This is a genomic window from Pseudomonas reinekei (assembly GCF_001945365.1).
Taxonomy (GTDB): domain Bacteria; phylum Pseudomonadota; class Gammaproteobacteria; order Pseudomonadales; family Pseudomonadaceae; genus Aquipseudomonas; species Aquipseudomonas reinekei.
The window spans coordinates 47,335-60,724 of the sequence record NZ_MSTQ01000024.1 but is presented as its reverse complement, the minus strand read 5'-3'; the positions used below and the strand labels follow the sequence as shown (position 1 = coordinate 60,724).

Here is a 13,390-nt window from a genome sequence, read left to right as displayed (position 1 = left end):
TAAAATTTACCTATCTACCCCGAACAACGGATCCGGATCAAAAATTCAACATCGCCTTCAACATGTCCGAAAACTGGCTCAAATGTGAAGACAGCGTTTTATTAAAGTTGTCGTGGTAAGAGTTGGCGTTTGAATATTTCTGCGTGAAGGACTGCAGGGTGTTCTTCATGCGTTCTTCCTGAGCATTGAAGCCGGTTTGCCAGGCCTGGAATCTGGCGGTATCCCAGGTCACTACGCCGCCCGCCGGCAAGCTGTTTCTCATCGTCCACAGCGGACCGGTATCGATGACCACGCAGTAAGTGCCATCGGCATTTTGCTTGAGGCAGCTGGCGGGCAGGCCCAGTGCCTGGCGCCAGTTTTCAGCGTCTTCCCTGCTGGTTCCGCCTTTGCCGGGTTCTGGATACAGGACGGATGCAGGGTTGGGATGAGTGTATTTCTCGATCAGACTGGCCAGCGCGGCGCGCAATGCACCTGCGTCGAGCTTGACCTCTTTACCGTCGTTGGCGCCTACGATCCAGTCTTTAAGCTTCGCCGTGATTTCCGTATTGAAGTCGGAAAAAAAGTCAGAGTACGCCGCGATGATGTGCTCATAACCGGCCAGATAGCCGTTCTTGATCAAGTCGATGAGTTCGAGCAGTTTGTCGAAAAACTCATTGGATGAGTTCACGTCAGCGTCGAATGTCCCAGGGTTTTCCAACTGCACCGGCATTTGCTTCAGCTCACCGAGAATACGGCTTTGCTCATCGTAAAGTCGCTGGCGCTGTTCCATCGGCAGTGTTTCGAGGCAATGGGTGAACACCATTGCACTCTGTTTTACCTGCTGCACCCACATTTGCGATCGAATCTGTTTAGCCTGTCGTTGTTCGGCCAAGTCGCCCGTCGGGCGCTTGAGCATAGTTTCCAGATTGCGATTCAGTGTTTTTACCGAGCGCTCGAGCAACTGCGCAAGGGAAAATGCAGCATGACGCTCGATGGGCAATTCAGGTCGCGGAGGTGCTTCAGTATTGAGGTTTAAGTCTGCTGGCGGCCTGGCCGCTGGATGGGTGAAATCTGAAATTCTCATATCGTTTCCCTCACTCAAATCCTTCCAATCACTTCAACGCGCGACTGGAGTATCTGCATCACCATGTCCATGAGTTTTTGCAGCAGCGCGCCATCGGCCGAGTCTTTCTGGCCGACCTCGTCACTCAAGCTCTTTTGCGTGTTCTGTGCACTTTGCTGCAGGACTTCTTCCTCCCGCGCGGCGTGCTCGCTCATACGAACCATGCTGGACACCACCTGGCTCATACTCATCGACATGGCACTGAGCGTGCGGCCGATTTCAAGTTTTTTCTCAATCCCCTTGATGCCCATTTGGCTCAGCCAGTCGGAGGTCTGACCGATCTTCTGCGCCTTGAGAATTTCCCGGTCGAACCAGGCCTGCTCCTGAGATGTGAGCGTGGCCCCCTTGGGTTTGAAATCGACTGAAGTCGACCGACCGAAATCATCGAAGGACTTTATCTTGTAGGTTGTTTGCGGGTCCCAGTCATCGCGGGAGCGATGGTGCTTCAGGTCGCGCTCGATATTGTTGGCGTCCAGCGCGTTGCGTTTGTGCAGGTTGATATCCGCATGTTTAAGGCCTTGACCTTGAACAGTCTTGAACATGGCAAAACCGGCGATTGCACCGGACACCACGGCGCCCGTGATGGCGCTGTTAAAGGCGGCCTTGCCTGATTCGACAATGGCCTCACCCTGGGCCTTGGCGGCGTCCGCGGCCATGACACCAAAATGCCCGCGCAACTGCGCGTTGACGACCCGTGCAACATTCAACGCAATAATTGCCGCAATCAATACGTTTGCATGTTTTTCCCAGGCACCGGGGTCAAACATCAGCTCATTGCGTTGGTCTTCGTTGAGCCTGGTCAGTGCGCCGTTAACGTCTTGCCAGGCCGACTCAGTGGGCTGCCAGGCATTGATTGCATCTTCGAGTTCCGCCGCCGCAGGCGCTATGAAGCTCCCCTTCTGAAGCACTTGCTGTGCGGTGATCTGGTTGAGAAACGCCGCATCCGAGAGGCGTTTGCCCTTGAGATCCTTGGAGAGTTGCTCCTGGGCGATGAACTCGCTCACCCCAGCGGTGCTCACTGGATCGTGAGTCAATACCGATGGTGCAGGCCTGGTTGTGGTGTGAATGGTAGCCATGAAAAATCACCTTTTATCCGTGAGTTCAAACGTGCCGGGCCATGTACTGACTGACGGAATGACTGCGTTGCATGTCAGCAAGCACCTGTTCGATCTGTCGGGTGCGGACCTGCATCGCCTGGCCGTAGTCCTCGACCAATCGGGAGAGGTAGGAAGTGACCTCTTCGCTGATCGCCATGCGCGCCCGCACATCGGCCAGATGTACAGCGGCCTGGGCCTGGTGATGGCCGCTTTTGATCTGCAACCCGCCTTGCACGGCCACATTGCTGAACTCGGTGACGGCCTGAGCCGTCTGCAGATTGGCGGCGTAACGGGCCAGGGACACGGCATCGGCACCGTTGGTGATGAAGCTGCGCAATTGGGTGAGCATTTGCGTCAGCGAGTGGCTGACCGATGAGCCCAGCTGCTTGAATGCCTGCATGGCAGCAGGCGCAGCGTTGGCGATCATTGAGGACAGTTTCGAAGCGATGGCACCGACCATCGGACCGATCACCTGCGCCCCGACCACCGCGACCAATGCAACAGCGGCCAGCGTTGCGGCGATGCCCTGGATCATGCCGAGAATTTGCGCGATGTCTTTTGCGGTCTCAGGGTCGACACCGAACGCCACCAGCAATTTTGTATAAAGGTCGGTGAATAGCTTGATAGCTTCCTGCATTACGGTTGTCAGCGGTTTCATGGCTTCGGCCATGAATGACACGCCGGTCGCTTGCTGAATCACCGAATCGGAGATCATCACCGCAGCGCCAATGACGCCCACCGCGATCAGCACCGGGTTGGCGGTCAACACGCCCGCAGCGATGGTCGCAACGGTCAATATCGCACCGACAATCTTGCCAATGCAGCCCATGGTTTTCTGCAGCGCTTCGGCCTTGCGCACCTCTTCCAGATATTTTTCCGACTCAAGCTTCATGTGTTCCTGAAGCCTGGCTTGCAGCTCCTGGAACAACTCCTGATTAAGCTCTTCCTTGGTCTGCGCCGACTCGCCGAGCAACTCGATAATCTTCAAGCGATTGAGCAACGCCAATGCGCTGCTGCTCAACGCCTTTTCGTTGGACTCCTTTACCGAAGGTCCGGCGAGCCCGGCCTCCTGCACCTTCACGGCCACCGCGGCCAGCGTTCTGGCGCAGGCGTTGGCGATCTCGATCAGTTTCAGATGTGCCTCGGCGGCTTTTTGCAGCGTTTGGGTATGCCCTGCCAGTTCACCTTTTAACGTGTCGCGCAGTGCCAGTTCGCGAGCGTATTCCGGTGACTCAGGATCCAGCCCCGCCAGCCGTGCTTCGCTCTCATCCAGCAGCCCCTGACAATTCAGAACACGTTCGCGCAACAGATCCAGATGCTCCTGGCTGCTCCCGACCTGGCCTTCGGCAGCCTCCAGCGCCTCAACGGCTGCCGCGTATTCCGCCGCCAGTTTTTCGTGCCCCTGCTGCCTGGCGCCGGCCATGCTTTGCAACATCGCCAGGCGGTTTTTCAGCTTGTTGACGTCGACCTCGCCAATCAGCTCGCTGATGAGCGCCATCAACAGCGTGAACAGATCACCGTTGGTTTCCTGCTTATTGCCGTCGGCGCGTGGTGGTGGCGCATGCAGCAGGGGCCTGCCCGCGCTGGCGACGGAAGGCCCGGGCTGGCCTTCGTAGCTCACCGACATCAGGCGGGCCAAAGCGTCCTGGCCGGCCTTCTGATAATCGGCAGTTCTGGCGGCCTGGCTGGCTGCCTTGCCATATTTTTCAAAGGCTTCGGTTCGAGCTATCAGGCCCGAAACGGCCGGGGTAAAAGTACTTCTGATTTCACTCATGCTCAGTCTCCGAACATTCCTTTTCAATTTGACTCAAGGTGTCGAGATACACCTGAGCCTGTTCACGCAAATCCTCTTCCGTGGCTTGTTCAAGCACATACTCGAAACACAACCGGGCCTTGCCGATCTTGCCCAGCGCCAGGTGACACTGGCCGGTGTACAGCATTGGCCGGTAGTCGTTCTTGCCCTGGGCGAAGGCGATCGCATACAGGTCAATCGCTTTCTGGTGGTCCTCCTTGAGTTGGTGCACAGCGGCCAACCCCATCCAGTAATGGCTGTTGTTGAAGTCGTAGATGCACAGGAAGTGGAAGAACTTTTGCGCATCGTCCAGCCGCCCCTGTTCATAGAACTGGAACGCGAAGGCATAGAGACTGCTCATGTGCTCGTCACTGATGCCTTGCACGTCTTTCAAAGCCGCGCCACCGAGCACTGCTTCCACGACGTCGAGGGCCACTTGTTCATCGGGTTGTTTATCGCGACTCATCAGCCACACTCCTGAAAAACGTCAGCGTTGCTGACGACTGCATTGAGCCAAAGCGCCGGTGAGCACGCTGCCAAATTGCGCTCATGCCGGCGTTCGGAGGAAAAGGGAAAGGTGGAAAATCAGGCGTTCTCGACCTGCTCGAGCCAGATCAACAGACGCAGGACTTCTTCGACTTCCTGGACCTGGAGGAAGCTGTAGCGCTGGTGGGTCTTGAAGATCCGTCGAGCCAGGGCGATGTCGTTGATCACCGGCACACCGACCTCCTTGGCATAGGCCCGAACGGCCAGGGCGCGTTGATTGGTTTCCATCAGGGAGATAAACGGCAGCACGGTGATTTCCGGACGGAAGTACACCCCGATGGCGATGTGGGTCGGGTTGGCGATGATCATCCGTGAGCTGCGCACATCGGACTTGATCTGCTCCGACAGCAGCTCCCGATGCAGGTCACGACGGCGTCCCTTGATTTCCGGGTTGCCGTCCTGCTCCTTGTATTCACGCTTGACCGCGTCCTTGTCCATCATCTGATCTTTCATGAACAGCCAGTATTCGCTGAGCGCATCCAGCACGACGATCAGTAGTACGCAGCCGAGGAATGCCAGCACCAACACCAACAGTAAATGACCCCAGATAGCGAACAGGTCCGGGGCCTGCGCGAACAACTGGGCAAACACCAGTTGGCGCTGGGTGATCCAGACGATCCACAGCGCCAGGGCAAAACTGCCCAGGTACAGCAGCGCTTTCACGGTGTCTTTGACGGTGCGCATGCTGAACAGTTTTTTAAAGCCATTGATCGGATTCAACGCGCCGAGATTGAGTTTCAAGGCTTCGCTGGCCAGGGCGAAACCGCTCTGCAACAGCGCCGGCAATGCGCTGGTCAACACACACACCAGCAGCAACGGCAACAACGCCTTGAGCCCAACCAGCACCAGCATCGCCGAATACGCTTGCAGGTCCATGTCAAAGTCATTGGCGATGATCCGCCGATAGACTTCCATGACCTCAAACAGTGAACTGTTGAACACCATGTAGGAAATGCCGCAGAGGGTCAGGCAGGTAATCACCAGATCCTTGGCCTTGAACGTCTGACCTTTGCGGGAGGCATCGCGCAGACGTTTGGCGGTGGGTTTCTCAGTCTTCGAGGCGCTGGACGACATCGACGGCCTCCCCTTCACGGCCCAGATAATGTTCCAGCCCTTGGGATCTGGCGCCCAGGCGCAGGACTTCGTCGGGCAGGTGCGCACCGAAATACAGCATCAACACCACCAACGCCACCAGGCTCTTGACCGTCAGCGACACCGAGAACGCGTTCATTTGCGGCGCATACCGTGAGAGCAAACCGAGCAGTGCTTCGCTGACCAACAACGCGGCCACCACCGGAGCGCTGATGACGAGGGTCTTGCTGACCAGCGCATTCAGCAGGCTCAAAATCGCTGTCAGGTGCATTACGCAACCGTTGACCGGCGTGCAAATGCGATAGCTGTGGCCGACGGTTTCGAGCATCAGCAACATGCCACCACCTTCGAGATAAACCACGGCGGCGAACAACTGGAGAAAATTCGCCAGCTCCGAAGTATCGCTGCCGTTGGCCGGGTCCACGGTGCTGCTGAGCATGGCCCCGCGCTGGTTGTCGATCAGGTTGCCCATGGCGTGCAATACCCAGAATGGCCAGCACAACAGGCATCCCAACAGCACGCCGATGCCGGCCTCGCGTAACACCAGACCGAAAAAAGCCAAGCCGTCGAGCGCTGGCAACGGCACCCCCACATAAGCCCAGAACCCTGTCGCCACCAGCACGATGACCGCCTGGCGTGGCGCCCCCGTGAGCACACCGCTGTTGAGAAACGGCAACATGAAAAAAATCGGCGCCAGGCGCGCCACGCCCAGGATGGCGGCGGCGAACCAGGCATACAGGTCGAAAAACAACGTGACCGACATCGCGCTAGCCCAGCGCCAGTCGGATGACTTCGCGGCTGAAATCGAGCAGGGTTTCTCCGTACCAACCCGACAGCAGGAACAGGCATGCGGCGACGGCCAGCAGCTTGAAACCGAACGGCAGGGTCTGCTCTTGTAACTGCGTCACGGTCTGGATCAAGCCGACCACCAGGCCAACCACCGTGGCGACAATGATTGGCCAGGCCACCATCAACAGAATCAGGTACAGGGTTTTGTTGCCGGCATAGACCAGATCGTTCATCGGCCACTCCTACGCCAGCAAGGTCAGGTATTGCTTGACCAGCCCGGTCGAGAGCAACGCCCAGCCGTCCAGTGCCACAAACAACTCCAGTTTGATCGGCACCGAAATGATCACCGGGCTCATCATCATCATGCCCAGCGCCAGCAGAATGCTGGAGATCACCAGATCGACAATGACGAACGGCAAGTACAGATAGAAGCCAATCTTGAAGGCGCTTTTGATTTCACTCAGCGCGTAGGCCGGCAACAGGGAAAACAGCGACGGCGTGAGTTCTTCATCGGCGGGCAGCCCGGCATCGGTTTCACTCTGCACGGCTTGGGCACGCTCGAAAAACAGCGCCAGCTCCGGGTCGGTGTATTGGCGCAGGTATGCCTTGTAGCCCCCCAACCCGTTCTCGGCGAAATTCACCACCGACCCGATATCGGTAAAGGCCACCTGTTCTTCCTTGTAATAGCCATAGCCTTGTTTCAGCACCGGCGTCATCACGAAAATCGCCAGCATCAAGGCAATCGCATTAAGGGCCATGTTCGACGGCACCTGCTGCAAGCCCAGGGCGTTACGCACGATGACAAAGACAATGGAAAACTTGATGTAGCAGGTGCCGGCCGCCACCAGAAACGGCAACAGCGAAGCGAAGGCCAACAGGGCAATCAGCGAAACATCATTCATCGCGACTGTTCCGAAAAAGTGTCCCGATAGACCTCGATCAACTCGACACCCAATTGCCCGTCCAGTTGCACCAGCTCGCCCCGGGCCACACGCTTGCCATTGGCGCGAACCTCGATGTGTCGCGCGGCATCGTCGGCCAGTGGAATCAGTTGCCCATCGACAAACTGCGACAGCGTGGCGAGGTCGACGTCATGGGTCGCGAGAATGAACTCCAGACGCACAGATAAAGCGCCAAGCTCGACCTGCGCACCGGATTCAGTCGCGACCTCCGAATGGGCAGCAGTATCAGTCGATTGCATGAGTAATCCTTGTTCAGTAAAGGTAAAAGCGCCGATGCATCGCTGCGCCACGAAGCCGTGTTGAGCGCGCTGGGTGATGCGCAGGACATCGCCTTCGTTCAGTCGGATCCGGCTCGCAGGGTCAAGGTGACTGACACCCAGTTTCAGCGTCAGGCGCAGGGGTAAATCACTCAGCCAGGCGCTGGGGTCCAGGGGTTCGCTGACGGCACGAGCCAATGGCAACTGCGTGACCCATACGCGCCCTTGAGGCGTTTCCAGCCAGGGCACACGGTGGGTCGGCAACAGCAGTGGATCGACCAGCGCGACATCGCTCAGCGTTTGGTAGTGCAACTCGTCCAGCGCCAGCACTAATGGCTGTGGCACGGCCCGGAACAGGCCGGCAATGCTCGTCAACGGAGTCTCGACCGTCAGCAGTGCCTGCAACTGTGGGAGCGAGTGATGTAACCATTCGCGGGCCAGGATCAGACCGTGCCACTCCCCTGCTTCGTACTCCGCGCTAAATCGCAAATAACCGGGCATGCGTTGTAGACCATCGCAACCAGCGTCATGGCCGGCCCCCCGCCAGCGCTCGACCGACCGCGCGCGGGCATGAGCCGCGGGATCGACCTGGCGCAACGTCAGTACGCTCATGCGGGAAGCTCTGACTGCTCGCTCTGTTCGTCTTCCGGCGACTGCCGTGAGCTCTGCCGCTGTTGCTCACCGCCGCTGTCAGTCAGTCGCCAGACCGGTTCACGAAGCTGATCGAATGGCACCTTGAGCTGATCAAAGACCAGGGCATTGCTGGGGCTCAATTGCAGGCTGCGGTAGGGTTCGTCCGGCACTCGACTGATCGTTACTTGCCCGCTGACGGTGCCTCTGGTGAACGGCACCTGCAGCAGGCCACGGTCCGTTCCCGGCAAGGTTTCGAGCTTCACATCCGGCGGCTGAACGCGTCGCAGTGCCGGGGTGGCCGGAGCGTTGGGAGGTGACCCCGTGACCGCTTGACGGGTGGTGGCGGGCGGCAGTGGCAGTGCTTGCGGCAAAGTCGGCTCAGCGGTAAACGCAATGGTGACTCTTTCGGCAGGCGGCGATGCCTTGGTGCTCGACGTCAGTTCGAAAGACGGCAGTCCTGCAGCGATCGACACGCGTTCGGTTGACGGGCCTGGTGCCTGAGTTGATCGACGCGGGTTCACATCGGTGTCGCCGACCTTCGCTGGCACAGGCATTTCCAGTCTGTCGACGGAAAGCTCAATAGACGCCTTCAGATGAGAGGGCAGTTGCTGGATCGACCGTTCGACTTGCGGATAAGTCATCGCCTGCGAAACGGACGCCAGTACTTTTTCCTGCGTTGCATCCAGCGTCCCATGGACGGTGCCCATCGATTGCGGTGCCTGCGCGCCGTCCATTTTCATTGTCGATCGATGGCGCTGAATCAACGCCGCCAGAAGATCCAGCACACCTTGCGGCAGGTCCTCTTCCTGTGTCGGTACAAGCGTGTCCCGCAGTTCATCCATCGAACCGTCGGTAACGGGATCCAGGACTTGAACCGGCACAGGTGAAATTACTGATACATCGCTCATCGCCGCACTCCGCTCATCTCTTCTACGTCTCTTTCTTCTCGGCGCACCTGCTCCAGCCTTTGCACGCGCAAAAGCTGCTGGACAGACCGTTGGTATTTGTCGTGTTTGCCCTGCAAGCAACGCAATTGCTCACGCTGCGCTTGCAACTGTTGCTCGACTTGCCAGCACTGCTGATCCACGCGCTCACGCTCGACACGCAACAGATCGAGCTGGCGACGGATCACGGCCTGCCTGCGCAACAGCGCCAACAGTTGCCCATGATCCAGCACGCAGTCGTTCGCCCGGTGACTGGCCAACAGTCGTTGCAGCGACGCCTCTTGCCCCTCGAGACCGGCCCGTTCCCGAAGCAGCGGTTGCAGTTGCTGCTGGGTACGCAGCAACGCTTGTTCGCCGCGTTGCCGACGGAACTGACTGAACGCCAACAGGCGCCGCCGATCAGCCAATGAGTTCATGCAAGCTCCGCAGGGTTTCGTCCGGTTCACAGCATTCGTCCGTCGGCTGACGCAGCCATTGGGTAAGCGCTTCGCGACACTGCAAGGCGTGGTCGTTGGCGGCGTCTGCGCCCTGGGTGTACTCGCCCATGTCGAGGAAAATCTGCAACTGTTCAAGGCGCGCCAGTATTTCGCGGGTCGACGCCGCCAGTTGCTGCAACTGGGGCGTGGTGACTTGGGTTGCCACGCGACTGACGCTGTGCAGCACATCGATTGCCGGGTAGTGACCTTTGGCCGCCAGGGCCCGGCTGAGGTAAATGTGGCCATCCAGAATGGAGCGGATCTCTTCGGCAATCGGGTCCGGCTCATCGTCGCTTTCCAGCAAAACGGTGTACCAGGCCGTGATGCTGCCGGAGCCGGTCACACCCGGTCGTTCCAGCAGGCGCGGCAAGGCATCGAACACCGAGGCCGGATAGCCGCGCCGCGCCGGTGCTTCACCGGCCGCCAGCGCCAGGTCGCGCCGCGCTCGGGCATAACGCGTCAACGAGTCCAGCAACAACACCACGCGCCGGCCCTGGTCGCGGAAGTACTCGGCGATAGCCGTGGCCTGAAGGGCCGAGTTGCAACGATCGACCGAGGAAAAATCCGACGTAGCAAACACCACCACACAACGGGAGCGTTTTTCGGACTGACGCAAATGCTCGATGAACTCGGTCACCTCACGCCCGCGTTCGCCGATCAGGCCGATGACAAAAACGTCAGCATCGGTGTGGCTGATCAGCATGTTGATCAAGGTGGTTTTACCGGAGCCCGCGGCTGCAAAAATGCCGATGCGCTGACCGACACCGCAGGTCAGCAAACCGTCGATGACGCGAATGCCGGTACGCAATGGCTCAACCACCGGGCGCCGCTGCTGGTAGGACGGCGGGTCAGCGTCCACGGGATAGTCTTGCCGGGCAACCGCCGTTGACGGTGCCAGGCGCTCGACGATGTTGCCCTGGGGATCGATCACGCTACCGAGCAAGGCATCACTGCAGGTCAATTGCAGCGTCGCACCGGTGGGCACGATCATCGACTCCCTGGACAAGCCCTTGGCATCACCGAGCAAACTGAGCAACACCGAGCCGGGCTTGAAGCCGATGACCTGCGCCCTCGCCGCGACCCCGGGCATGCGCCAATGACGACGGACTTCGCAGACCTCGCCAATCACAACATCGCCCAGCGCCGCTTCGATCAAGGGACCGTTCAAGCGCAGGGGATGAGCCGCATGCCGTTCCAACCGAGTGGTCATCGGCGCAAGAGCTCACACAGCGTTTCGGTGGACTGCACGAAACCATCGAGGGCCTGGGCGAAGTACGACGCACTGCTCAGGGCGTGAGCATTGGCCATCAGACGCAGTTCAAGCCGCTCCTCAACCACGCAAAGATGCAATTGCCCCGTGCGGGAAAACGCATTGCCTTCGAGCAAAAACTGCATCAACTCGAAGGCGCATTGGTTCATGACATTCGGGCTCGCCTCTGCGACCACCGACCAGATCCAGACATCGCCTTCGACCACCGCCACGCTGATATCGGGCAGGTTTTTCATTTGCATCTCAATGGTGCTGTGACTGTCGAAGTGCCCTATCTGACTGTCTTCGCAACCACTGTGACGCAGCGCTTCGCGCAATAGATCAGCGATATCCATCGGAATCATTTACAGGTTCCCCTTACAGCGTTTTGATGACATTGACGGAAACGGTCTCGGAGATTTCGCCGAACGACATCACGTCCAGCTCCCGGAAGCGTCCCTCGATGAGTTTCTTGATGTAGCGCCGCACGTCGATCGAACACAGCAGCACCATGTCTTTTTGCGCAATGTGCAGGTTGTTCAGGCCAACGCTCAGCCGGTCCATCAGCTCTTCCGACTCGGCCGGGTCCAGGTTGATGAAGCTGCCGCCCGAGGTTTGCCGAATCCCGCGCCGCACCACCTCTTCGAACTCCGGCGACAACAGCAGCACACGCAAATCATTGCCTTGGGCAAATTTGTTGCTGATGTAACGGGCCATCGTGCCGCGAACGTGTTCAACCAGCGCCAGCACGTCCTTTTCCCGCGATGCCCAATGGGCCAGTGATTCGAGAATGAGCTTCATGTTGCGCACGGAAATCCGCTCGCCAATCAGCCGTTGCAGCACTTCGGCGATCTTCTGCACGGTGACGTGGCGATAGACTTCCTTGAGCAGGTCGGGGTAGCGCGCTTCCATTTCGTCGAGCAGTTGCTTGGTTTCCTGCACGCCAAAAAACTCCTGGATGTTGCGCGCCAGCAGCGTGACCAGGCAGCGATAGCATTCTTCGTCAGCGGGGCGCAGGTGATAGCCCAACTGTTGCACCCGCTCGCGGTCGGTGGCGTTGACCCAGACACCGCCCAGGCGATTGCTGTCGTTGCCGCGCACCAAGGCAAAACCCAAGGCTTCCAGCTCCGGCGAATAGTCAAGCAATCGCCAGTGATCGAAATGGATATCGAATTGCTCGGCGCGGACTTCATTGATCAGCACCGCGACTTGATGGGCCGGTAATGCCTCACTGGCACGCAGCTGCGGTTCGGGAATGCGCAAGCCGTAGTCGACGAAAAACTGGCTGCGAAAGCGCGCCGCCCAGCGCGCCTTGTTCAACGCCTCCAGACGCGACGTCGGCACCAGCAACATCAGGGCCACGGTTTCGGTGGCGATGTTGTCGACGTCATCGAGCAATCCCGACTCGGGTTGCAGCGCGCCCTGGACAGCCGGTGCAGCAAGACTCTCACCCTGTCCGGCGGCTCTGGAGGACTTTCGATGGCGCATGAACACCACCAGCCCCAGCACGCTGGCAATCGCCAAAAACGTTAACAATGGAAAGCCGGGCAGCAGACCGACGCCCACCGCCAGCAGTGCGGTCACCCCGAGTACGAATGGATTGCCGAGCATTTGCGCAAGCATGTTGCGCCCCAGGTTGCTGTCATCGCCGTTGACGCGGGTGACGATGAAACCGGCACCGATGGCAATCAACAACGCCGGAATCTGCGCCACCAGACCGTCGCCGATGGTCAGCAAGGTGTAGGTCGACAGCGCGGTGGACATGTCCATGCCCATTTGCCCGACACCAATGGCCATGCCGCCGATGAAGTTGACGAAAATAATGATGATGCCGGCAATCGCATCGCCCTTGATGAACTTCATCGCCCCGTCGAAGGAGCCGTACAACTGGCTTTCGCGCTCCAGTACGCTGCGTTTTTCCCGGGCTTCTTCGGCGGTGATGGCGCCCGCTTTCAGGTCGCCGTCGATGCTCATCTGTTTACCCGGCATACCGTCCAGGGAGAAGCGCGCTGCCACTTCGGCAACCCGTTCCGAACCTTTGGTGATCACGATGAACTGGACAATGGTAACGATGGAAAAAATCACGAAACCCACCACCAGACTTTCGCCGATCACGAACTCACCGAACGAGGCGATGATCTCGCCCGCATCGGCCTGGCTGAGGATCAGGCGGCTGGTGCTGATCGACAGCGCCAGGCGAAACAATGTGGTCAAGAGCAGCAGGGCCGGGAATGTCGAGTAGTTGAGGATGCGCTCGATGTAGAAAGAGCCCATGAACACCAGCAACGAAATGATGATGTTCAAGCCGATCAGAAAATCCACCAGCACCGTCGGCAAGGGAATGATCAACATGGCGATGATCATCACCATCAACGACAGAATCAGCAGCTCCGGGCGAGCGCTGACATTGCGTAAAAACACATTGAGCATGGCAGGTCAGTTCCGGAAAAA

At 58.7% G+C, this 13,390-nt stretch carries 14 protein-coding genes; all 14 read right to left on the bottom strand.

Translation table 11 applies throughout. The annotated features are described in order from the left end of the window. Window positions 1–37: 37 nt before the first annotated feature. Window positions 38–1,063 (bottom strand): IpaD/SipD/SspD family type III secretion system needle tip protein, encoded by a 1,026-nt coding sequence (locus tag BVK86_RS26210; protein ID WP_075949144.1) that lies wholly within the window; start codon window positions 1,061–1,063, stop codon window positions 38–40. Window positions 1,064–1,077: 14 nt separating this feature from the next. Next, the gene (locus BVK86_RS26205; protein WP_075949143.1) at window positions 1,078–2,178 is read right to left on the bottom strand and encodes a cell invasion protein; all 1,101 of its coding nucleotides are present in this window, start codon (window positions 2,176–2,178) and stop codon (window positions 1,078–1,080) included. Between the two features lie 25 nt (window positions 2,179–2,203). After that, window positions 2,204–3,973: a type III secretion system translocon subunit SseC family protein gene (gene sctE, locus BVK86_RS26200; protein ID WP_075949142.1), complete on the bottom strand. Its 1,770-nt coding sequence runs from the start codon at window positions 3,971–3,973 to the stop codon at window positions 2,204–2,206. Next, window positions 3,966–4,457, bottom strand: a complete 492-nt coding sequence (gene sicA, locus BVK86_RS26195) for a type III secretion system translocator chaperone SicA (RefSeq protein WP_075949141.1) — start codon at window positions 4,455–4,457, stop codon at window positions 3,966–3,968. The genes sctE and sicA overlap by 8 nt, the downstream gene beginning before the upstream one ends. A 119-nt stretch (window positions 4,458–4,576) precedes the next feature. Next, a complete protein-coding gene (locus tag BVK86_RS26190) occupies window positions 4,577–5,611 on the bottom strand; it encodes an EscU/YscU/HrcU family type III secretion system export apparatus switch protein (protein WP_075949140.1) in 1,035 nt (344 codons plus the stop codon). Further along, window positions 5,586–6,392: a type III secretion system export apparatus subunit SctT gene (gene sctT, locus BVK86_RS26185; protein ID WP_075949139.1), complete on the bottom strand. Its 807-nt coding sequence runs from the start codon at window positions 6,390–6,392 to the stop codon at window positions 5,586–5,588. The genes BVK86_RS26190 and sctT overlap by 26 nt, the downstream gene beginning before the upstream one ends. 4 nt (window positions 6,393–6,396) lie before the next feature. Further along, window positions 6,397–6,651, bottom strand: a complete 255-nt coding sequence (locus BVK86_RS26180) for an EscS/YscS/HrcS family type III secretion system export apparatus protein (RefSeq protein WP_020795892.1) — start codon at window positions 6,649–6,651, stop codon at window positions 6,397–6,399. Between the two features lie 9 nt (window positions 6,652–6,660). After that, complete coding sequence (locus BVK86_RS26175) at window positions 6,661–7,320, bottom strand: EscR/YscR/HrcR family type III secretion system export apparatus protein (protein ID WP_075949138.1); 660 nt, start codon at window positions 7,318–7,320, stop codon at window positions 6,661–6,663. Then, window positions 7,317–8,249: a FliM/FliN family flagellar motor switch protein gene (locus BVK86_RS26170; RefSeq protein WP_075949137.1), complete on the bottom strand. Its 933-nt coding sequence runs from the start codon at window positions 8,247–8,249 to the stop codon at window positions 7,317–7,319. Before BVK86_RS26170 ends, BVK86_RS26175 begins: the two co-directional genes overlap by 4 nt. Next, window positions 8,246–9,178 (bottom strand): SpaN/EivJ family type III secretion system needle length determinant, encoded by a 933-nt coding sequence (locus tag BVK86_RS26165; RefSeq protein WP_075949136.1) that lies wholly within the window; start codon window positions 9,176–9,178, stop codon window positions 8,246–8,248. Before BVK86_RS26165 ends, BVK86_RS26170 begins: the two co-directional genes overlap by 4 nt. After that, entirely contained in the window at window positions 9,175–9,630 is a 456-nt protein-coding gene (locus BVK86_RS26160; protein WP_075949135.1) for a type III secretion protein, read from the bottom strand. The genes BVK86_RS26165 and BVK86_RS26160 overlap by 4 nt, the downstream gene beginning before the upstream one ends. Next, a complete protein-coding gene (gene sctN / locus BVK86_RS26155; protein WP_075949134.1) occupies window positions 9,614–10,900 on the bottom strand; it encodes a type III secretion system ATPase SctN in 1,287 nt (428 codons plus the stop codon). The genes BVK86_RS26160 and sctN overlap by 17 nt, the downstream gene beginning before the upstream one ends. Continuing rightward, window positions 10,897–11,304, bottom strand: a complete 408-nt coding sequence (locus tag BVK86_RS26150; protein ID WP_075949133.1) for an InvB/SpaK family type III secretion system chaperone — start codon at window positions 11,302–11,304, stop codon at window positions 10,897–10,899. The genes sctN and BVK86_RS26150 overlap by 4 nt, the downstream gene beginning before the upstream one ends. Window positions 11,305–11,317: 13 nt before the next feature. After that, the gene (locus BVK86_RS26145) at window positions 11,318–13,369 is read right to left on the bottom strand and encodes an EscV/YscV/HrcV family type III secretion system export apparatus protein (RefSeq protein WP_075949132.1); all 2,052 of its coding nucleotides are present in this window, start codon (window positions 13,367–13,369) and stop codon (window positions 11,318–11,320) included. Between the last annotated feature and the right edge of the window lie 21 nt (window positions 13,370–13,390).